Consider the following 21469-nt stretch of genomic DNA (forward strand, 5'->3'; position numbering starts at 1 on the left):
AACTCCATGATTTCGGAAAAAACACAGGATCAGGCGCTGTTGCATCTGGCGCAGGCGCTGCGCGAGCGCGGCTACCACTTCGTCACCCCCACGCCACTCACCCATGAGCGGGTCAACCAGCGTCCGGAAAATGCCCTGGCCGAGGACATGCATGGGATATTCGGCTGGAGCCGCCCCTTCCAGCGCGAATTGCTGCCGCCGGCGCTCTTCAACCTGATGGAGCTGGCCGACGTGCTCGAAGCCTGCGGTTCGCGCTGGCGTAGCCGGGTGCGATTGTCGAGCCTCGACGGACAGCTGTTCGTCCATTCAGCCTTTCCCACCGATGCGCCCGATGCGGTGTTCTTCGGCCCGGATACCTACCGTTTCGCCAGCGCCATCCAGGCACACCTGAATCATCATCGGGGCCACATTGCCCGTGCCGTGGACATCGGTTGCGGCTCGGGCGCCGGGGCGCTGCTCACCGCACTGGCAAGACCGCAGGCCGAGGTGCTGGCGGTGGATATCAATTCCGCCGCCCTGCGCCTGACTCGCATAAACGCAGCCCTGGCCGGAGCGGATAACCTGCAGGCCCGGCACAGCGATCTGCTCAAGGATGTTCACGGCGAATTCGATCTGATCCTGGCCAATCCCCCCTATCTGATCGACCCCAGCGAGCGTGCCTATCGCCATGGCGGCGGCCCGCTGGGTGCCGGCCTTTCACTGGCGATCCTCGACAGTGCCCTCTCGCGCCTGGCACCGGGCGGCAGCCTGCTGCTCTACACCGGCGTGGCGATGCAGGGCAATCAGGACCCTTTCCTGGGCGAAGTGCGCCAACGCCTCGAAGGACTCGCGCTCGAGTGGCGCTACCGCGAAATGGACCCGGACGTATTCGGCGAGGAACTGCTGGAAGGCGCCTATACGAGCTGCGACCGCATCGCCGCCGTTGTCCTGGAGGTGACGCGGCCTGCGAGCTGACCTTGAGTTACGCGTGGATAAGCCTTCGGCGTTATCCACCCTACTCACCGGGCGTAGGGTGGAAAACCGCGAAGCGTTTTCCACGCGTTGCGCACCTACGTCCGCGGCTCAGACCGGCAATAGCACCAGAATCAGCGACAGGCTCAGCAGCGATCCCAGCGTCGAGTACAACACCACCCGCGACACCCGCGAACCTTCACGACCATAGAACTCGGCCAGCATGTACGGTCCGGTGCCGGTGGGCAGCGCACTGAGCAGCAGCGCCGAATAGACCCACAGCGGCTCCAGCTCGAACACCACTGCGGCGAAATACCAGGTCAGCGCCGGCTGCACGATGAGTTTCAGCAGCACCAGCGGCCAGACACCACGCACCGGCCCGCTGGGCTGTGGTTGGGCGAGGAACAGGCCGAGAGACACCAGCGCGCAAGGCGCAGCGGCAGCGCCGAGCAGATCCAGCAGCGTACTGATCCCGCTCGGCAGCTCAAGCCCACCCAATGCCCAGCCGGCACCGAGCAACGGCGCCAGCACCAGCGGATTGCCCAGCAGCGCGCGACTCACCTTGGCCAGTGTCTTGCCGATGTCCTGACCGGCGTGCAGGCCTGTCTCGACGCAGGCCAGGGCGATGGCGAACAGCACACAGACCACCACCAGCGTGGCCACCAGCGCCGGCTGCAATGCCGCCTCGCCGAGAATCAGCAAGCACAGCGGAAAGCCGATGTAGCCGGTGTTGGCGTAGGACGCGCCCAGGGCATCGAGGCTGGCGTCCACCAGCGGCTGCTTCTGCAGCAGGCGATAACAGAGGGTGAAGGCGAAAACGCCCAGGCAGCCGATGGAGAACGCTGCAATAAAGCCCGGCTGCCACACGTCGGCCCAGGTCGAGGTCGCGGTGATCTTGAACAGCAACGCGGGCAGGCCCAGCCAGACCACGAAACGATTGAGCTCCGAAGCGCCCGCCGGCCCCAGGCGACCGGTACGACGACACAGATAGCCCAGAAAGATCAGTGCAAAAACAGGCAGGACGACATTGACGACCGAGGACATGAAACCTCAACTGCAGGCTTGAGCGGCGCCGCACGCGCAAAGGCGAGCGACCCAAACGGCCACTCACCTTAGCAAAGAATCCGCAGCTCTAGTCCACCACAATCCGCTACCGACACGCGCGGCAGTACCTGCAAAGGCTACATACAGGCGGCCTTACTCCTAGTGCAGCTGCGGCGAATACCCGTTGGGCTCGGCTCGCGCAGCGGCGAACTCGGCTTCGACCGAACCACGTACCTGCTCCGGTCCACCATGAAAGCCGCTGCGGTCGCTGTAGTCCCACTCGGTCACCGGCACCCGTTCGGCGTCCAGCGCTCGGGCGCAGCCGATATCCAGCGCGGTGATACCCGCCACCGCACCGGCGGCAATCGCGGCATTGACCGGTTCACGGCCATGCTCGACGCTCCAGCCAAGGCAGGCCAGATCCAGCGCATCGCCGCCGACACGCCCATACATCCAGGGCCTGGGATCGTCGGCCAGGAGAATGCCGACCCCGGTGACGATCTCCCGCACGCCGCATGCGCGGACCAGGCCTTCGCTGCCGGGCATACCGATAAAGCGCGACACCTGCCGCGGCGCCAGCAATTGCACGACGCCCAGACCGATGCTGAACCAGCCGAGGCCGCGCGCCACGGAACGGGCCGAGTGATTGGGACGGGTGACTTGACGTGGAATGCTCATGAAATTTTCCTCGCTCAGCCGCAACCCAAAAAGGCAACGGCAACTGGCAGACCGTGTGAAAACATTGCGAGCGAAGGTCAGGCAAAGGCAGAAGCAGGCAAAAGCGGCGTTTACGGACTGTAAATGAGCATTTCTGAGCCTGTTTCCAACGCAGCATGGCCGAGCGCAGCCGTTTTCACGGGGCCTGGCTTCAGGGTTTTAGAATCACCTTGATACAGCCGTCCTGCTTGTCGCGGAAGGTCTTGTACATCTCCGGCCCCTGTTCCAGACCGACGCTGTGGGTGATGACAAAGGTCGGATCGATCTGCCCTTCCTGGATGCGCTTGAGCAGATCGTCGGTCCAGCGGTTGACGTGGGTCTGGCCCATGCGGAAGGTCAGGCCCTTGTTCATCGCCGCGCCGAACGGGACCTTGTCGATCAGTCCGCCGTAGACGCCTGGAATCGAGAGAATGCCAGCCGGGCGGCAGACGTAGATCATCTCGCGCAGCACGTGGGGGCGGTCGGTTTCCAGCATCAGCGCCTGCTTGGCGCGGTCGTACATCGAATCAATGGAACGTGCGGCGTGTGCTTCCATGCCCACCGAGTCGATGCATTTCTCCGGGCCTTTGCCGCGGGTCAGCTCGGACAGGCGCTCAAGCACGCTTTCCTCATCGAAATTGATGGTGATGGCGCCACCGGCGCGGGCCATGGACAGCCGTTCCGGCACGTTGTCGATGCATACGACCTGCTCGGCACCCATCATGATCGCGCTGCGGATGGCGAACTGGCCGACTGGGCCGGCGCCCCACACCGCCACGGTATCGGTGGGCTGGATGTCGCACTGCGCCGCAGCCTGCCAGCCGGTAGGCAGGATGTCGCCGAGGAACAGCACCTGCTCGTCGGTCATGCCCTCGGGTATCACCACAGGGCCGACGTCGGCATAGGGCACGCGGACGTATTCGGCCTGGCCGCCAGCGTAACCACCGGTGAGGTGGGTGTAGCCGAACAAGCCGGCGGTGGTGTGGCCAAACATTTTGTCGGCGATATCCTTGTTGCGGTTGGTGCGTTCGCACACCGAGAAATTGCCGCGCCGGCACTGCTCGCATTCGCCGCAGACGATGGTGAAGGGCACCACCACGCGGTCGCCGACCTTGAGTTTCTTGTTCGCCGAGCCGACTTCCATCACCTCGCCCATGAACTCGTGGCCCATGATGTCGCCGTGTTTCATGCCGGGCATAAAGCCGTCGTACAGGTGCAGGTCGGAACCGCAGATGGCGCAGGAACTGACCTTGATGATGGCGTCGCGCGGGTCTTCGATTGAGGGGTCGGGTACATGGTTGTCGCAGCGGATATCGTGCTTGCCGTGCCAGCGAAGCGCTCTCATGGGAAATCTCCTGGTCGGGTGTCCAGAAACGCCGCCTGGTGTCTTTCCCTTTTGTTTCGCTGCTCCTGTGCCGGTCGGCGCTGCTAACTAGGTGTCAGTTTTTTAGTAAGCAGCGCCACGCCATAGTTGCCCGATTGCCGACGGGCTGCATGCACGTCAACCCTTGCGCTGCCCCACCGGGCCATACCCATCGCGATACCCGGAATATTTCGGCGCCCAGCCCAGCGCCCTGGCGCGGGCGTTGCTGCAGCGTTTGCTGCCGGCGCGGCGGGTCATCGCTTGCTCGGCCCAGTACGTCACACCCAACCGCTCGCGCAGCCAGTCGACCACCTCATGCAGCGGTGCCGGGTCGTCGTCCACACCCAGATAGCAATCCTCCAGCGCAGCGCCTCGCAGGTCCGCCTGGAGCAGAAAGGCCAGCAAGCCGGCGGCATCATCACGGTGGATACGGTTGCTGTACTGCGGCGGCTCGCGCTCGACGCGCAACCCCGCGCGTATCTGATTCTGCAGCCAGGGCCGCGACGGATCGTAGAGGCCAGCCATGCGGACCAAGGTCGTCGGCAGGCCGCTGTTCAAAGCCAGCTGTTCGGCCTCCAGCATCACCTGGCCGGTGAAGCCTTTAGGTTCGGTAGGCGAGCGCTCGTCGATCCACTCGCCCTGGCTCTGCCCGTAGACGCCCGTGCTGGAGAGGAACAGCAAACGCTTTGGACGCTGACCACGCTGTTCCAACCAGCCCAGCGCATTGCGCAACCCTTCGATATAGGCCTGGCGATAACCGGGCTCATCATGCTGACTGGCGGATGCGGCATAGACCAGATAGGCCAGCTGACCATTTGGCCAGCTACGCGGGCACTGGCTGGCCAGCAGATCGCCGGCCACCGGCAGGATCGGCACCGGCAACCCTGCCGCCTCGCGGCGCAGGCCATAGACTGTCCAGCCGACCCGACTCAATAGCAGGCCAAGACGACTGCCGACATCGCCGCAGCCGGCGATCATTACCGAAGGACGCATGTTCATCAGGGTTGCTCCATCAACAGGGTTTCGCTTGTCGCAGTGTACGCCGCACGGTTTTGTTTCGCGCTAAACAAGGTATCGCTGCCGGTTGGTTCATCAACGAGCAAAGGCTATGCTAACCCGCACTCTGATGGATACTCGCTATGACTCTGACCGAACTGCGCTATATCGTCACGCTCGCCCAGGAACAGCATTTTGGCCGCGCCGCCGAACGCTGCCATGTCAGCCAGCCGACGCTTTCGGTCGGCGTGAAGAAGCTCGAGGACGAGCTGGGCGTACTGATCTTCGAACGCACCAAGAGCGCCGTGCGCCTGACGCCGGTCGGCGAAGGCATCGTCACCCAGGCGCAGAAAGTGCTGGAGCAGGCACAGAGCATTCGCGAGCTTGCACAAGCGGGCAAGAACCAGCTGGCCGCACCGCTCAAGGTCGGCGCCATCTACACCGTCGGCCCCTACATGTTCCCGCACCTGATCCCGCAGCTGCACCGCGTGGCGCCGGACATGCCGCTGTACATCGAAGAGAACTTCACCCATGTGCTGCGCGACAAGCTGCGCACTGGCGAGCTGGACGCCATAATCATCGCGCTGCCCTTCCAGGAAGCCGACGTACTGACCAAGCCGCTGTATGACGAACCCTTCTACGTGCTGATGCCAGCCGGCCACCCCTGGACCGCGAAGAAAACCATCGACAGCCAGATGCTCAACGACAAGAGCCTGCTGCTGCTCGGCGAAGGCCACTGCTTCCGCGATCAGGTACTGGAAGCCTGCCCCACCACGCGCAAGGGCGAGGCGCCGAGCCACACCACCGTGGAATCCTCTTCGCTGGAAACCATCCGCCACATGGTCGCGTCCGGGCTGGGCGTGTCGATCCTGCCGCTGTCGGCAGTGGACAGCCATCATTACTCTGCCGGCGTGCTGGATATCCGCCCGCTGACCCCGCCGGTACCGTTCCGCACCGTGGCCATCGCCTGGCGCGCCAGTTTCCCCCGACCCAAGGCCATCGAAATCCTGGCCGACTCCATCCGCCTGTGTTCGGTGGGCAAACCACCGGTTGCGAAAGACTGACCCATGAGCGAGCTGGCAACGGTTCCGGTCACAGCGCTCAAGGGCGTCGGGGCCGCGCTGGCCGAGAAGCTTGCCAGGGTCGGCCTGGAAACCCTGCAGGACGTGTTGTTTCACCTGCCGCTGCGTTATCAGGACCGCACTCGCGTGGTGCCCATCGGCGCGTTGCGCCCCGGTCAGGATGCGGTGATCGAAGGCGTGGTAGTAGGTGCCGACGTGCTCATGGGCCGTCGCCGCAGTCTGCTGGTGCGCCTGCAGGATGGCAGCGGCACGCTCAGCCTGCGCTTCTACCACTTCAGCAACGCACAGAAGGAAGCCATGAAGCGTGGCACCCAGTTGCGCTGCTTCGGTGAGGCACGCCCCGGTGCTTCCGGGCTGGAAATCTACCACCCCGAATACCGCGCCCTGACCAGCGAACCGGCACCGGTCGAACAGACGCTGACCCCCATCTACCCCACTACCGAAGGCCTGACCCAGCAGCGCCTGCGCAACCTCAGCGAGCAGGCATTGAGCCGGCTTGGCCCGCACAGCCTGCCGGACTGGCTACCTGAGGAGCTGGCGCGCGATTACCGTCTGGGCGCACTGGACCAGGCGATTCGCTACCTGCATCGACCGCCACCGGACGCCGATCTGGAAGAGCTCGCCGAAGGCCGCCACTGGGCCCAGCACCGCCTGGCCTTCGAAGAACTGCTGACCCATCAGCTGTCGCTGCAGCGCCTGCGTGAAAGCGTGCGCGCCCAGCAGGCACCGCAATTGCCGGTCGCCCGTACCTTGCCGCAGCGCTATCTGCTCAATCTCGGTTTCCAGCCCACCGGCGCGCAGCAGCGGGTTGGCGCCGAGATCGCCTACGACCTGTCCCAGCCGGAACCCATGTTGCGCCTGGTGCAAGGCGACGTGGGTGCCGGCAAGACGGTGGTCGCCGCGCTGGCCGCGCTACAAGCGCTGGAAGCCGGCTATCAGGTCGCGCTGATGGCGCCCACCGAGATCCTCGCCGAGCAGCACTTCGTCACCTTCTGCAAATGGCTCGAACCGCTGGGCATCGAGGTCGCCTGGCTGGCCGGCAAGCTCAAGGGCAAGGCCCGCACCGCGGCGCTGGAGCGCATCGCCGGCGGCTGCCCGATGGTGGTCGGCACCCATGCGCTGTTTCAGGACGAGGTGCGTTTCAGCCGACTGGCGCTGGTGATCATCGACGAGCAGCACCGGTTCGGCGTGCAACAGCGCCTGGCATTACGGCAGAAAGGCATCGACGGCCGGCTCTGCCCGCACCAGCTGATCATGACCGCCACGCCCATTCCACGCACCCTGGCGATGAGCGCCTATGCGGACCTGGATACCTCGATCCTCGACGAGCTGCCGCCAGGTCGTACGCCGGTCAATACGCTGGTGATTGCCGACAGCCGCCGCCTGGAAGTCATCGAACGGGTGCGTGCGGCCTGTAACGAAGGCCGCCAGGCGTACTGGGTCTGCACCCTGATCGAAGAGTCGGAAGAACTCACCTGCCAGGCCGCCGAAACCACCTTCGAGGATCTGACAGCGGCGCTGGACGGGCTCAACGTCGGCCTGATCCATGGCCGCATGAAGCCTGCCGAAAAGGCTGCGGTGATGCTGGCGTTCAAGGAAGGTCTGTTGCAACTGCTGGTCGCCACCACGGTGATCGAAGTGGGCGTGGACGTACCCAACGCCAGCCTGATGATCATCGAGAACCCCGAACGCCTGGGCCTGGCCCAGTTGCACCAACTGCGCGGCCGGGTTGGGCGTGGCAGCGCAGCCAGCCATTGCGTATTGCTCTATCACCCGCCGCTGTCGCAGATCGGTCGCCAGCGTCTGGCGATCATGCGCGACACCAATGACGGCTTCGTCATCGCCGAAAAGGACCTGGAACTGCGCGGCCCCGGCGAAATGCTCGGCACCCGCCAGACCGGCCTGCTGCAGTTCAAGGTGGCCGACCTGATGCGCGACGCCGACCTGCTGCCAGCAGTCCGCGATGCCGCCCAAGCCCTGCTCGAACACTGGCCCGGACACGTCAGCCCGCTGCTGGAGCGCTGGCTGCGACATGGCCAACAATACGGGCAGGTGTGACAACCGCCTGTCGTTGCGGCTGTCTTTCGGAGCGGCTTCGCTATACTGCGCCACATACCTGTTTTCGGACCCGCCCATGAAAGCTGCTGTCGATAACATGCCCAATTCCATTCCGCCTCTGCTCATCACGAAACTGATGGACGACCTCGGCCTGAGCTACCGGACGCAGGTCGACGATCCCGGCCTGGACCCTGCGCAGCGGGTGCAGGCCATTCTGCTCGACGATGCAATCGGAGCACTGCTGGTGCTGTATCCGCGCGATCACCTGCTCGATCTGTCGCGGGTGACGGAGCTGACCGGGCGCCAGCTGTCGGCAGTCAAGCCTGAACGGCTGGAGCGCATGCTGGCACGACACGATCTGCAGGTGCTGCCCGGCTTGCCTCCGCTGACCAGTTCACCTTGCCTCTATGAAGAGTGCCTGCTGCAGCAAACCGAACTGATGATCGATTGCGGCCTGCCGGGATTGCTGCTGGTGTTGACCCCGCAGGACTTCAAGACCCTGCTGAGCAAGGCCAGCGCCGGTCGCTTCGCCGTCCCCTTGAGTGGTATTCGGCCCAACCTCGACCGTCCCGATGACGACCGCGCCGAAATCACCCTGGCGGTGCAGAGCTTTACAGCACGGCGTATTCAGCAGCGTCTGGAAGAAACCATCGAGATTCCGCCGTTGGCGCAGACGGCGCAGAAGATCATCAAGTTGAGGGTCAACCCGGACGCCACCGTGGACGACATCACCGGCGTGGTGGAAACCGATCCGGCGCTGGCCGCGCAGGTGGTCAGCTGGGCGGCTTCGCCCTATTACGCCGCGCCCGGCAAGATCCGCTCGGTGGAGGACGCCATTGTTCGCGTACTGGGTTTCGATCTGGTGATCAATCTGGCGCTGGGCCTGGCGCTGGGCAAGACGCTGAGCCTGCCCAGCGACAAGCCGCAGCAGGCGACGCCGTACTGGCAGCAGGCGATCTACACCGCGGCGGTGATCGATGGCCTGAACCGCGCCATTCCACGCGCCCAGCGACCTGAAGCCGGTCTCAGCTACCTGGCAGGGCTGCTGCACAATTTCGGCTACATGGTGCTGGCGCATGTCTTCCCGCCACACTTTTCGCTGATCTGTCGGCATCTTGAGGTCAACCCGCACCTGCACCACAGCCAGGTCGAGCAGCATCTGCTGGGCATTACCCGCGAGCAGATCGGCGCCTGGCTGATGCGCTACTGGGGCATGCCGGAGGAACTTTCCACCGCACTGCGTTTCCAGCACGACCCGGACTATCAGGGCGAGCATGCCAGCCACGCCAATCTGGTCTGCCTGGCGGTGCGCATGCTACGCAATCGGGGTATCGGCTCGGGGGCCTATAGCGAGGTTCCTCAGGACCTCTTCGATCGCCTCGGACTGACTCGCGAAAAAGCCCATGAAGTGGTCGGCAGGGTGCTCGACGCGGAAGCCGCACTGCGTGCGCTGGCGCAGCAGTTCAGCCCGACGCACTGACGCCGGGTTTTAGGAGCCAGCCGCACGAAAGCTTGCCCGCGCGTCGACCCGACCATCCCCGGTGCGACCCAGGCTGACCTCGGTCAGGCTCGCGCCGGCACTCTGCAACTCGTCGAACCAGCGCAGCAGCGCGGCATGGGAAACACCGGGCAGCGTCACCTGCAGGCTGCCGTCGCTGCCACTGTCGAGGCTTTCGATCGTCAGGCCGTGCTGCTGCGCGGTCGCCGTCACCAGCCCCTGTAGCGCTTCGGGCGCCAGTGTCACCGGGTTGCTGCGCGACATCTGTCGGGCCAGCTCGGTGTTCTGCTCCAGGTAGGCATGCAGTTCTCGCTCCTGCACGAAGTAATCCCGCGCCTGCTGCACACGCTGCTGCGCCGGCTGCCAGATCAGCAGATAGAAAAGTGTGACCAGCAGAAATGCGCCCAGCAGCCCCAGCGACAGCCGTTCCCGCGGCTGCAAGGCCTGCCAGCGCAGCCAAAGCGAGGACTGCATCAGACCCGCGCGCGCCCGCTGTTTCCAGTTCATCCCTGTCCTCCCATGACGATGCGGGCGCTGACCGCTTCGCCATCGCGGCTGGCCGAACCCAGCTGGACCGGGTGCCCACTCTGGCCCAGACGCTGACGCAACTGTTCCAGCGCGGCGAAATCGCTGGCGCGCACCTGCAGGGCCAGATCGCCACGGGCCTGGTTGTAATCCAGCTGATCAATGGTCACCGGCATGCCCTCACCGATGGCCAGCGCCACTTCGTCGAGCAGCCCCATGAATTCGGCGGAATGACCGGCACTCTGGCCGATATGCGCAGCAAACTGCGCGCGCAGGTTGACGATGCGCAGGTCCTCGGGAAACAGCTCGGTATAAAGCGCGCGACTGGCTTCGGCGTAGTGATCGCCCTGGCGCTCCAGCGACCAGGCCTGGACCAGATTGAACAGCAGCTGCACCACCAGCAGCAGGCCCAGCACCGCCGCCACCGGCATCCATCGGCCCAGCCCATCGCTGGCGCGGCGCACGGCAAATTCGCCCTGGGCCAGATCCAGTGCGCCGGTTCGACCAGCGGCGAGAAAACGATAGGGGTCGTCCAGCTGCCGGTAGTCATCCAGCCGTTCGGGCGCCAGCTCCAGCGTGCCGTGCCCATGCCGGGGTGCCGGACAGTGGGGCGCCAGTTCCGCCCAGCGGTCGCTTGCAAACACCAACCGGGCTTCCGGGCTGCCGCCCAGCAGTCCACGCTCGCCCATGAACAGCACCTGACAGCCGTCACGCGGCAGCAGATCGGCATCCACATGGATGGCAACGATGTTCAGGCCCAGCGCCTGCAGATCCTCCAGCCAATCGGCCAGCAGCTGACGGCTGATGGCGATGACGCGCAGACGGCCATCTTCCAGCGCCTCGCCGTGGGTCAGGTGCAGGTCATCGACATTCTCCGCCAGCAGTTCTTCAACGGCATAGGCCAGCGCCTGGGCAACCCAGCGCGCCTTGCGCGTCGGCAGGCTGACCGCAAAACAGCTACACCTCTCCACCGGCAGCACCAGCGCCAGCGCAGCCGGCGTCTGCCTGGCGACCTCTTCCAGCGTCATCCAGCCCGCCACACCTTCGCGGGGCAGCCAGTACACCCGCGTCCCGGTATCGAGGCGCGGGCCGCAATCGGCAGGCAGGAACAGGCTGTCCATCGGCTATCGATCCCCTTCATCTGATTGACGAGGCAGCCTTGGCGGCTGCCCCAGATTGCGCTGCAGCACACGTACCTCGCCGTCGGCCTGGCGCTGCAACAGGCTCACCAGCGCCAGGCGACGGTCAGCCAGACGCACCTCGCTGATGGCCTGAAAGTATTGGCTCGTCACCGCCACGCGGGCGTCCTCCAGTTGGACAGCGGCAAACGCCGGTTGCGCCATAAAGGTCGCCACATCGCGAAATCCACCGGCCCGGCGCGCTTGCACCAGGGCTTCGGCAGCAGCGGGGCCGAGGTTGTCGGCCAGGCTGGACAGCACCAGCGCACTGGCGGTGTTGACGTTCAGCGGGGTGCCCGCCGGCAATACGCTGACATGGGGCGCCAGACGCTGAAAATCCTCGTCACGCATGCCCAGCAGCAGGCGCAGCTCGGAGAGGTCGTCCAGTCGGCGGCCCGCCGTGCGGTAGGGCGGATCCAGTAGCAGGTAGGCCGTGTCTTCCGCGCCCGTTTCGCCAGTGGGCTGCTGATCACTGTCGAGCCAGTCCAGCAGACGTTCGGCGTAAGGCTCGGTGATTTCCAGCCGCAGCAGCAGGCGGCGCAACTGTGCCAGTGCGGCCTCGTTGGGCTGGTTGTCCTGTATCAGGCTGTTGAGGTTGAAGCGCCCGCTCAGATCCTCGATGCGAATCTGTACCTGGCCCTGCCCTTCATCGAGCTCGTAGACCGGTTGCGGCTGCGCCCAGGCTTCGAGCAGATGATCCACCGGCGGCTGTGCGCCATTGCCAGAGGCTTCGGCGTCGCGGCGCAGGATCGATTGCGCCAGCACCTCGCCACCCAGGGCGTAATGCCAGGCCTGTCGTGCCTGCAACTGGTTGCTGGTGGCGCGGATGGAGAGCTGCTGGCGTGCAATCATGCTGGCGCAGACCACCGTGACGATGGCCACCACCAGCAGTACGGTGATCAGCGCAACGCCACGTTCGGCCTTCATTGCGGCTGCTCCTGCGGCGCGGGCGGCTCGGTCTGTGTGTCGTCCGGCTGGCTGAAGGTCGCTGGCGGCACACTTTCAGGCAGACGCAGCAAGCGGGTAATGCTGCCGTAGCGCGGATGCTCGAACGATACCTCAACGGCGGCGGGCAGACGCCGGACCTGGTGCTCGGGGTCCCGGCGACCAAACTCGAAGGGCGGCCATTCCTCGTGCCAAGCGCTTTCGCTGTCCAGATAACGCAGGCGCAATGCGGACACATCCTCCAGCACCCGCTGCACACGCGGCTGGCTGTCGACATCTCGGTCGAGCACCACCCAGTAGAGCCGCTCCAGACTGTCGCCGGCGAGACGCCAGCGTACCCGTTGCAGATTGGCCCGACGCAGGCCGGTGGGGTTGCGCCAGCCGCTGCGGGTCAGCTCGAAGGAAACACCCTGGTCGATGCTGGCGAGCTGCCCGACAAAGGCATTCTGCTCGTCGCCATAACCGTCACGGATGGGCCGCGGCACAGCCTGGATCAGGTCCCGTTCCAGAGACCATAGCGCCCGTGCAAGCTGGCGCAGCTGCACCTCTTGAGCGCGCACCACCTCGTCGCTGCGCAGCACCGCTTCGAGCATCCGGTAGGTCGCCAGCCCCAGCAGGGCGAACAGGGCAATGGCGATCAGCAGCTCCAGCAGGGTGAAGCCCGCCCCGGCACGGCGCATCAGAACGTTGTCCCGATAAAGCCACTGAGGCTGGTCACTGCACGCTCGGCGATCGGGCCGGTGTCACCGCGCGGTTCGACCGCCGCAACCCAGACGGTAACGCGCAGCAGGCCCGGCGTGCCGCTGGACTCCACTGCGCTGAGTGTCTGCCATTGGCGACCGCCGAACGCCAGCGCACGTTCTTCGCGCCCGATGCCTGGTGGCGGGCGCTGCAATTGCAGCTCGGTGAGCCGGTTGTCGGCGATCCAGCTGGCCAGGGTCAGGGTTTCCAGCCGACCTGCATTGGTCACGCTGCGGCCGGCGGCGGTCAGTACCACGGCGGCGACAAGGGCAAAAATCGCCAACGCCACCAGCACTTCGAGCAAGGTGAAAGCACGCGCCGGCTTCATCGAGAGGTTTCCAGCGGTTCGGCACGGGGCATCCGGAAACCGTCACTGGACACCTGCCAGCCACCGCCAGCCGCACGCGAATCGATCAGCCGCAGGGTAAAGGGCGACAGCTCGCCACTCGACAACAGCAGCACCTGCGGCTCCAGGCGGGGCGTACTGCGCCGCTCGCGGTCGCCCTCACGGGACAGGCCGGCGCGGTCGTCCTCACGCCTGACCGGGGCCGTCAGCCGCAGCGGCGTGCCATCGAGTTCCAGTTCCAGGTGCATCCATTCCGGCACCCTGCGGGACTGGCGTCCGTCGGCTTCCTGCCAGCGCCCGCTGGTCTCGTCGTAGTGCAGGATTCGGTAGCCCTGAGGGTCGATCAGCAGTCCATATTCACGGCTGTCAAGCACCGCTTCATCGACCATCAGACCAATCAGACTGGCCAGTCGCTGCGCTTCATCGCGTAGTTCACGGGACGAGCCGGAGCTGCCCGTGGCCAGCACTGCCAGGCCCACCAGCCCGCCGAGGATGACAATCACCACCAGCAGCTCGACCAGGGTGAAGCCGCCGCGTCGCGCCCGCGTCATGGATCACAGATCCCAGTTGCCGATATCCGCGTTCAGGTCGCTGCCACCCGGTTTGCCATCGGCGCCGAGCGAGTAGAGATCGAACGGGCCCTGGGTGCCCGGCGACAAGTACTGGTAGTCGTTGCCCCAGGGATCCTTGGGCACGCGCTTGAGGTAACCGTCGCGGTTCCAGTTCTTTGGCTGCGGGCTGCCACCGGGCTTTTCCACCAGCGCATTGAGGCCTTGCTGGGTGCTGGGATAGGAAAAATTGTCCAGTCTGTACATGTCCAGCGCAGCGGAAATGGCGTTGATATCACCCTTGGCCACAGTGACCTTGGCCTGATCCGGACGGTTCATCACCTGCGGCACCACCAGCGCTGCAAGGATGCCCAAGATCACCACCACCACCATTATTTCGATAAGGGTGAAGCCCCTCTGTTTAGCAGGCCGCTGAAACGCTACCTGCGTTGGCAATACTGCGTTAAAAACAGGCTCGGACTGCTCATTTAGAGCACCTAAACTCCGCGTCCTCGCCTGTTTTTGCCTTGTCTTGCCTGCCTCGCCTACGCTTTTCAGCAACCTGCTGCGTTCGTTCGACTTCATAAGCATTACCCCACCAGTTGGTTGAGAGAAAGAATCGGCAGCAGGATGGCCAGTACGATGACCAGCACCACGGCTCCCATGAACACCAGCATGAACGGCTCGAACAGCCCGACCAGCAGCGAGATCTGCGCGGCCAGGTCGTTTTCCTGATTGCGGGCGGTGCGCGCCAGCATCTGGTCCAGTTCACCGGATTTCTCGCCGCTGGCGATCATGTGCAGCATCATCGGCGGGAATTCGCCAGTGGCGTCCAGCGCACGGGTCAGGCTGCCACCCTCGCGCACACGTTGCGCCGCCTCGACCACGCGCTCGCGAATGCGCAGGTTGCCGATCACCGCGGCGGCGATGCCCAGGGCATCCACCAGCGGCACACCGCTGCGGGTGAGAATCGCCAGCGTCGAGGCGAAGCGCGCGGTATTGGTCGCCCGCGCCAGCCGCCCGACCAGCGGAATGCGCAGGATGATGGCGTGCCAGCGGCGCTTGATATTCGGGTCACGCAAGGCCAGACGCATGGCCACGCCAGCAGCGACAATACCCAGCAGCATCAGCCAGCCCCAGCGCTGCACCGCCTCGCTGGTGGCGATCAGGCCGGTGGTCAGCGCCGGCAGGTCCTGGCCGGTATTGACGAAAACCTTGACCACGTCCGGCACCACGTAGCCCAGCAGCAGCACCACGATGGCCAGGGAAGCCACCAGCAGGATCACCGGGTAGAGCAACGCCAGCTGGATCTTCTGCCGCGACTGCTGGCGCTGATCGGTGTAGTCGGCGAGCTGATCAAGCACCAGACCGAGATGCCCGGCATGCTCCCCCGCAGCCACGGTGGCGCGGTACAGCTCGGGGAAGGCCGAGGGGTATTCACGCAGGGCTGCGGCCAGGCTGTGGCCCTCCATTACCCGCGCGCGCACCGCCAGCAGCATCGACTTGATCCGCTGCGAGCTGGCTTGCGCCGCGGCGGCACGCAAGGCTTCCTCGATGGGCAGCGCGGCCTGCACCAGCGTCGCCAGCTGGCGAGTGACCAGCGCCAGGTCGCGGGCCGACAAGCCGTGCCCGAAACTGAACCCGCCTGAACCGCTGTCTTCTCTGGAGCGTGCCTGCTTGACCTCCAGCGGCGACCACTGCTTGTCACGCAAGAGCTGACGGGCCTGACGCGGGCTGTCCGCCTCGATCAGGCCCTTATGCTGACGGCCCCGTGGATCGAGCGCCACGTATTCAAAGGCGGCCATCAGGCGTTGACCAATCGATGGCGTGGCGGCTGTGCAGCTGAAGCCGCGCTCACGAAAAGCCGTCGCGAACGGCCTGTGGGTACGGTTTCAGTCGCGAAAAGGCAGGCACTCATCAGCTCGCTTCCCGACGGTCATGGGCGGTTCCCCGGCGCTCGCCGCTGTGCCTGCGATCCGTCTGGCCGGAGCGGCGGTCCTCGCTGGTGACGCGCAGCACCTCCTCGATGGTGGTCACGCCTTCGCGCACCTTGCGCAGGCCGTCGTCGCGGATGCTCGGGCCAAGCTCGCGCGCATGACGGGTCATGTCCTGCTCGGTGGCGCGGGTGTGGATCATGCTGCGCAGGCTGTCGTCGAACAGCACCAGTTCATAGATGCCGGTACGCCCGCGATAGCCCAGCTGACGGCAGGCATCGCAGCCCTCGGCGTGGTACAGCGTCGGCGCCTGGTCCGGGGCGAGGCCGAACAGCGCGCACTCGGCCTCGTCGGCAACATAGGCGCGCTTGCAGTCATCACAGAGCACCCGCACCAGCCGCTGGGCCAGCACACCAAGCAGCGATGAGGAAATCAGAAACGGCTCCACGCCCATGTCCACCAGCCGCGTCACCGCACCAATGGCGCTGTTGGTGTGCAAAGTCGAAAGCACCAGGTGGCCGGTGAGCGAGGCCTGTACGGCCATGTCTGCGGTTTCCTGGTCACGGATCTCACCGACCATCACCACGTCCGGGTCCTGGCGCAGGATGGCGCGCAGGCCGCGGGCGAAGGTCATGTCGACCTTGGTGTTGACCTGGGTCTGGCCGATGCCTTCGAGGTTGTATTCGATGGGGTCCTCGACGGTGAGAATGTTGCGCGTGCGGTCGTTGAGCGTGGTCAGCGCGGCGTACAGGGTGGTGGTCTTACCGGAGCCGGTGGGGCCGGTGACCAGGATGATCCCGTGAGGCCGCTTCACCGCCTGCTCCATGCGCACACGATCACGTTCGCTCATGCCCAGGTGCTGCAGGGTCAGGCGCCCGGCCTGCTTGTCGAGCAGGCGCAGCACCACCCGTTCGCCATTGGCCGATGGCAGGGTGGAGACGCGGATGTCCACCTCACGCCCACCCACCCGCAGGGAAATTCGCCCGTCCTGGGGAATCCGCTTTTCGGCGATATCCAGCCGCGCCATGACCTTGATCCGCGACACCAGCAGCGCCGCCAGCTCACGCTTGGGTTGCACCACTTCGCGCAGAATGCCGTCGACGCGAAAGCGAATGATCAGGCGCTTCTCGAAGGTTTCGACATGGATATCCGAAGCGTTTTCCTTGATCGCCTCGCCGAGCAGCGCGTTGATCAGGCGGATGATCGGCGCGTCGTCTTCCTGCTCCAGCAGATCCTCGGTCTGCTCGATCTGGTCGGCCAGGCTGTGCAGATCCATGTCCTCGCCCAGCCCTTCGACCATCTGCATCGCCGCCGAGGAATCGTGCTGATAGGCGGCGCCCAGCGCCTCGTCGAACTCGGCCTGGGCCAGCCATTGCACCGGCAGCGGCCCACCCACCACGCGCTGCGCTTCCTGCACGGCGGTCAGGGCCGCGCCCTCGCGCAGGCCCAGACATGGCTTGCCATCTGCTGTCAGCAGGATCACGCCGTGACGCCGGGCAAAGGCGAAAGGCAGGCGCAGACGCACCGGTTCAACCAGCACTGGGGGTATTTCGCTCAGGTTCATCTCGGCCATGGTTGCCGTCCCGGCAGTCAGACAATCGAAGCTCGCCGGCACTCGCTCCGGCGTCGTCAATGACTTTGGACTACAAGGATTGGATGGCATTCGCAGCTTTGATCGTTTTTTACATGCAGCAGTCAAAGCCATCGGCAGAACCGGCACCAAGGTCGGTATGGAACAACGCTCCAGACGAATACCGGCCACAGAGCTCGGACCTCATTCTACGGCGCGCCATTTATGGGCCGGCGGCCTCATTGCAGCGCCGCTTGAACGGCTCGCTAACGCAGGATCTGCATAGCCGGAAGCCGCACTTTTGGTCAGTTTCTGAACGTAAAAATATTTACAGTTCTGATTAAAACAGTTGTTTGATTTTTTTAGCGCTTGCAGAATGCGCCGCCGCGACCGACCAAAAACCGTCGGAATCGGGCTGTCAGCCGCTTTACCCGCCTTTGAAGCGGCCAGAAACGTATCACCAGCGAAGCAGCACATGACCCCTACACAGAGGTCTGCTGGCCACGATTACGCAGGAGAACAACAACAATGCACATCGGTGTTCCTCTCGAAACCCACTTCGGGGAGACGCGCGTCGCCGCCACCCCGGAAACCGTCAAGAAACTGATCGGCCAAGGGCACCGGGTGACGCTGCAAAGCGGCGCCGGGTTGCTTTCCAGCGTGCCGGACAGCGCCTATGAAGCGGTCGGCGCAACCATCGGCGATGCCGCCGCGACCTTTGCCGCCGAGCTGGTACTGAAGGTCAATGCGCCGGACGAGGCTGAACTGGCGCAGATGCAATCCGGCAGCGTGCTGCTGGGCATGCTCAACCCGTTCGACAATGACTGCATCGCGCGCATGGCCGCCCGCGGCATTACCGCCTTTGCCCTGGAGGCCGCGCCGCGTACGTCCCGTGCACAGAGCCTGGACGTGCTCTCGTCGCAGGCCAACATCGCCGGTTACAAGTCGGTGCTGGTCGGCGCCCATCACTACCCGCGCTTCATGCCCATGCTGATGACCGCTGCCGGTACGGTGAAGGCCGCGCGCGTGCTGATCCTCGGTGCCGGTGTCGCCGGGTTGCAGGCCATCGCCACGGCCAAGCGCCTCGGCGCGGTGGTCGAGGCCTCGGATGTGCGCCCGGCAGTGAAGGAGCAGATCGAATCGCTCGGCGCCAAGTTCGTCGACGTGCCGCTGGAAACCGACGAGGAGCGCGAATGCGCCGAAGGCGTCGGCGGCTATGCGCGGCCAATGCCGGCCTCATGGATGGCGCGTCAGGCGCAGGCGGTGCACCAGCGTGCGCTGCAGTCGGACATCGTCATCACCACCGCGCTGATCCCGGGCCGCAAGGCGCCAACGCTGCTGCAGGAAGCCACCGTCGAGCAGATGAAGCCCGGCTCGGTGATCGTCGACCTGGCGGCCGGCCACGGTGGCAACTGCCCGCTGACCGAGATCGACCAGGTGGTGGTGCGCCACGGTGTGACCATCGTCGGCCACGCCAACCTGGCGACGCTGGTCGCGGCTGACGCCTCGGCGCTGTACGCCCGCAACCTGCTGGATTTCCTCAAGCTGGTCATCGACAAGGACAGCCAGTTCCAGCTCAACCTCGAAGACGACATCGTCGCCGCGTGCCTGATGTGCCGCGACGGCCAGGTCGTACGGACCAACGGTTAAGGGAGACGCGAACATGGATCTCATTTCAGACGGCATCTACAACCTGATCATCTTCGTGCTGGCGATCTACGTCGGCTACCACGTGGTCTGGAACGTCACACCGGCCCTGCACACCCCGCTGATGGCGGTTACCAACGCGATCTCGGCGATCGTCATCGTCGGCGCCATGCTCGCTGCGGCACTGACCGTCACCCCGATGGGCAAGCTGATGGGCACCCTGGCCGTGACGCTGGCCGCCGTAAACGTCTTCGGTGGCTTCCTGGTTACCCGGCGCATGCTGGAAATGTTCAAGAAGAAGGAGCGCGCCGTTGCCGGCAGCGCCAAGGCGGAGTCCAAGCCATGAGCATGAACCTGATCACCCTGCTCTACCTCGTCGCTTCGGTGAGTTTCATCCAGGCCCTCAAAGGCCTGTCGCACCCCACCACTTCACGCCGCGGCAACCTGTTCGGCATGATCGGCATGGGCATCGCCGTGGTCACCACGGTGTTCCTGGTGTTCAAGCTCGGCGCGCAACTGGTCGAAAGCGCCAGCGCCTGGACGGGCCTGGGCTTCATCGTCCTCGGCCTGCTGGTCGGCGGCAGCATCGGCACGCTGATGGCCAGGCGCGTCGAGATGACCAAGATGCCCGAGCTGGTCGCCTTCATGCACAGCATGATCGGCCTGGCCGCGGTGTTCATCGCCATCGCCGCGGTGCTCGAGCCGCAGTCGCTGGGTATCGTCCAGGCCATCGGCTACCCGATTCCCGCTGGCAACCGCCTGGAGCTGTTCCTCGGTGCCGCCATCGGCGCCATCACCTTCTCCGGTTCGGTGATCGCCTTCGGCAAGCTGTCGGGCAAGTACAAGTTCCGCCTGTTCCAGGGCGCACCGGTGGTGTTCGCCAATCAGCACAAGATCAACCTCGCCGTGGGCGTGGCGATCCTGGTGCTGGGGCTGATCTACACCTTCAGCGGCAACTTCACCGCGTTCATGTTGCTGGTGGCGCTGGCCTTCGTCATCGGCGTGCTGATCATCATCCCCATCGGCGGCGCGGACATGCCGGTGGTGGTGTCGATGCTCAACAGCTACTCGGGCTGGGCGGCGGCCGGTATCGGTTTCTCGCTGAACAATTCGATGCTGATCATCGCCGGCTCGCTGGTGGGTTCTTCTGGCGCGATCCTCTCGTACATCATGTGCAAGGCGATGAACCGCTCGTTCTTCAACGTGATCCTCGGCGGCTTCGGTGCCGACGCGGATGCCGGTGGCCCGGCGGGCGCGCAGCTGGAGCGCAACGTGAAGTCCGGTTCGGCAGACGACGCCGCCTTCCTGCTGACCAACGCCGATACCGTGATCATCGTCCCCGGCTATGGCCTGGCGGTGGCCCGCGCGCAGCACGCGCTGATGGAGCTGGCCGAAAAGCTGACGCACATGGGCGTGACCGTGAAGTACGCGATCCACCCGGTTGCCGGGCGCATGCCTGGCCACATGAACGTGCTGCTGGCCGAGGCCGAAGTGCCGTACGAGCAGGTGTTCGAGATGGATGACATCAACTCCGAGTTCGGCCAGGCCGACGTGGTGCTGGTGCTCGGCGCCAACGACGTGGTCAACCCGGCAGCGAAGAACGATCCCAAGTCGCCGATCGCCGGCATGCCAATCCTCGAGGCGTACAAGGCCAAGACGGTGATCGTCAACAAGCGCTCCATGGCCAGCGGCTATGCGGGCCTGGACAACGAGCTGTTCTACATGGACAAGACCATGATGGTCTTCGGCGACGCCAAGAAGGTGGTTGAGGACATGGTCAAGGCTGTGGAGTAACCTGACGGGGGATGGCGACGGAAGGCCTTTGAATGCCGGATAACGCCTTCGGAAACCCGTATTACGCCTTCGGCCAATACAGGCTACGGTCCGTTGTAGGATGGAATCGCCGCAGGCGTTTGCGTCATGAGCTTGTTCAAGTGCGGCGTCCATGCTCAGCCGTGGACGCCGTCGACACAGTTCCTTCCGTATTGAGCCGTACAGTTTCCAGCCTTGAGCAACTGAACCGGCACAATTTTCCAGCGCTGTGACTGTCTGCCAAAACCGCCCTGCGCGACCCTGTATGTCCACTCACCCGGCGGCAGCCGGAAGGAAGGCATCATGGATCGCGCCCTACCCCGCATCCTCTCCTTGCGCACTTCGCGCGATACGCTGGCAAGCCTGAAGCAACTGCTGCGCCTGTGGCGGCAAAGGATTCGAACACGCCGCCAACTCGCCACGCTGGATGATCGCCTGCTGGCCGATACAGGCATCAGCCACAGCGATCGAATGGTTGAGCTGAAAAAACCCTTCTGGCGCTGACAGACAACCCGGCACTATTCTGCATGCACCT

At 64.8% G+C, this 21469-nt stretch carries 21 protein-coding genes; 8 read left to right on the forward strand and 13 right to left on the reverse strand.

Annotated elements, in window-relative coordinates:
• Positions 1–6: 6 nt before the first annotated feature.
• A complete protein-coding gene (locus NAV32_RS06010; RefSeq protein ID WP_256051889.1) occupies positions 7–954 on the forward strand; it encodes a methyltransferase in 948 nt (315 codons plus the stop codon).
• A gap of 108 nt (positions 955–1062) precedes the next feature.
• Here the strand turns inward: NAV32_RS06010 and NAV32_RS06015 are convergent, their stop codons facing one another.
• From NAV32_RS06015 to NAV32_RS06030, 4 genes are all read right to left on the reverse strand, one after another.
• Positions 1063–1995 carry an AEC family transporter gene (locus NAV32_RS06015; protein WP_256051890.1) on the reverse strand — a complete coding sequence of 311 codons (933 nt, stop codon included), beginning with the start codon at positions 1993–1995 and terminating at the stop codon, positions 1063–1065.
• Positions 1996–2154: 159 nt separating this feature from the next.
• Positions 2155–2673, reverse strand: coding sequence for a transcriptional regulator (locus NAV32_RS06020; protein ID WP_256051891.1), 519 nt, complete (start codon positions 2671–2673; stop codon positions 2155–2157).
• A gap of 190 nt (positions 2674–2863) precedes the next feature.
• Positions 2864–4036: a zinc-dependent alcohol dehydrogenase gene (locus tag NAV32_RS06025; protein ID WP_256051892.1), complete on the reverse strand. Its 1173-nt coding sequence runs from the start codon at positions 4034–4036 to the stop codon at positions 2864–2866.
• A gap of 156 nt (positions 4037–4192) precedes the next feature.
• Complete coding sequence (locus NAV32_RS06030; protein ID WP_256051893.1) at positions 4193–5053, reverse strand: SDR family NAD(P)-dependent oxidoreductase; 861 nt, start codon at positions 5051–5053, stop codon at positions 4193–4195.
• Positions 5054–5193: 140 nt separating this feature from the next.
• On the opposite strand from NAV32_RS06030, the gene NAV32_RS06035 reads away from it, so the two are divergent.
• From NAV32_RS06035 to NAV32_RS06045, 3 genes are all read left to right on the forward strand, one after another.
• A complete protein-coding gene (locus NAV32_RS06035; RefSeq protein ID WP_256051894.1) occupies positions 5194–6114 on the forward strand; it encodes a hydrogen peroxide-inducible genes activator in 921 nt (306 codons plus the stop codon).
• A gap of 3 nt (positions 6115–6117) precedes the next feature.
• Positions 6118–8190, forward strand: coding sequence for an ATP-dependent DNA helicase RecG (recG, locus tag NAV32_RS06040; RefSeq protein WP_256051895.1), 2073 nt, complete (start codon positions 6118–6120; stop codon positions 8188–8190).
• 76 nt (positions 8191–8266) lie between these two features.
• On the forward strand, positions 8267–9670 hold the full coding sequence (locus tag NAV32_RS06045; protein WP_256051896.1) for an aminoacyl-tRNA deacylase and HDOD domain-containing protein: 1404 nt from the start codon (positions 8267–8269) through the stop codon (positions 9668–9670).
• 9 nt (positions 9671–9679) lie between these two features.
• Here the strand turns inward: NAV32_RS06045 and NAV32_RS06050 are convergent, their stop codons facing one another.
• From NAV32_RS06050 to gspE, 9 genes are all read right to left on the reverse strand, one after another.
• Entirely contained in the window at positions 9680–10195 is a 516-nt protein-coding gene (locus NAV32_RS06050) for a type II secretion system protein M (protein WP_256051897.1), read from the reverse strand.
• Entirely contained in the window at positions 10192–11334 is a 1143-nt protein-coding gene (gspL, locus tag NAV32_RS06055) for a type II secretion system protein GspL (RefSeq protein ID WP_256051898.1), read from the reverse strand. Before gspL ends, NAV32_RS06050 begins: the two co-directional genes overlap by 4 nt.
• A 3-nt stretch (positions 11335–11337) precedes the next feature.
• Complete coding sequence (gene gspK, locus NAV32_RS06060; RefSeq protein ID WP_256051899.1) at positions 11338–12318, reverse strand: type II secretion system minor pseudopilin GspK; 981 nt, start codon at positions 12316–12318, stop codon at positions 11338–11340.
• A complete protein-coding gene (gene gspJ, locus NAV32_RS06065) occupies positions 12315–13016 on the reverse strand; it encodes a type II secretion system minor pseudopilin GspJ (protein WP_256051900.1) in 702 nt (233 codons plus the stop codon). Before gspJ ends, gspK begins: the two co-directional genes overlap by 4 nt.
• A complete protein-coding gene (gene gspI, locus NAV32_RS06070; RefSeq protein WP_256051901.1) occupies positions 13016–13405 on the reverse strand; it encodes a type II secretion system minor pseudopilin GspI in 390 nt (129 codons plus the stop codon). Before gspI ends, gspJ begins: the two co-directional genes overlap by 1 nt.
• Positions 13402–13974, reverse strand: a complete 573-nt coding sequence (gspH, locus tag NAV32_RS06075) for a type II secretion system minor pseudopilin GspH (protein ID WP_256051902.1) — start codon at positions 13972–13974, stop codon at positions 13402–13404. The genes gspI and gspH overlap by 4 nt, the downstream gene beginning before the upstream one ends.
• Before the next feature lie 3 nt (positions 13975–13977).
• Entirely contained in the window at positions 13978–14427 is a 450-nt protein-coding gene (gene gspG, locus NAV32_RS06080; protein ID WP_256051903.1) for a type II secretion system major pseudopilin GspG, read from the reverse strand.
• Between the two features lie 134 nt (positions 14428–14561).
• Positions 14562–15776 (reverse strand): GspF family T2SS innner membrane protein variant XcpS, encoded by a 1215-nt coding sequence (gene xcpS / locus NAV32_RS06085; RefSeq protein ID WP_256051904.1) that lies wholly within the window; start codon positions 15774–15776, stop codon positions 14562–14564.
• Positions 15777–15888: 112 nt separating this feature from the next.
• Positions 15889–17478 (reverse strand): type II secretion system ATPase GspE, encoded by a 1590-nt coding sequence (gspE, locus tag NAV32_RS06090; protein ID WP_423836418.1) that lies wholly within the window; start codon positions 17476–17478, stop codon positions 15889–15891.
• A gap of 525 nt (positions 17479–18003) precedes the next feature.
• Between gspE and NAV32_RS06095 the strand changes: the two genes are divergently transcribed.
• From NAV32_RS06095 to NAV32_RS06110, 4 genes are all read left to right on the forward strand, one after another.
• Complete coding sequence (locus NAV32_RS06095) at positions 18004–19125, forward strand: Re/Si-specific NAD(P)(+) transhydrogenase subunit alpha (RefSeq protein WP_256051905.1); 1122 nt, start codon at positions 18004–18006, stop codon at positions 19123–19125.
• A 13-nt stretch (positions 19126–19138) separates the two neighbouring features.
• The gene (locus NAV32_RS06100) at positions 19139–19468 is read left to right on the forward strand and encodes an NAD(P) transhydrogenase subunit alpha (protein ID WP_256051906.1); all 330 of its coding nucleotides are present in this window, start codon (positions 19139–19141) and stop codon (positions 19466–19468) included.
• On the forward strand, positions 19465–20916 hold the full coding sequence (locus NAV32_RS06105; protein ID WP_256051907.1) for an NAD(P)(+) transhydrogenase (Re/Si-specific) subunit beta: 1452 nt from the start codon (positions 19465–19467) through the stop codon (positions 20914–20916). The genes NAV32_RS06100 and NAV32_RS06105 overlap by 4 nt, the downstream gene beginning before the upstream one ends.
• Before the next feature lie 321 nt (positions 20917–21237).
• Entirely contained in the window at positions 21238–21438 is a 201-nt protein-coding gene (locus NAV32_RS06110; RefSeq protein WP_256051908.1) for a DUF1127 domain-containing protein, read from the forward strand.
• The last annotated feature ends 31 nt before the right edge of the window (positions 21439–21469 follow it).

Source organism: Stutzerimonas stutzeri, assembly GCF_024448695.1.
Classification (GTDB): Bacteria; Pseudomonadota; Gammaproteobacteria; order Pseudomonadales; family Pseudomonadaceae; genus Stutzerimonas; species Stutzerimonas stutzeri_T.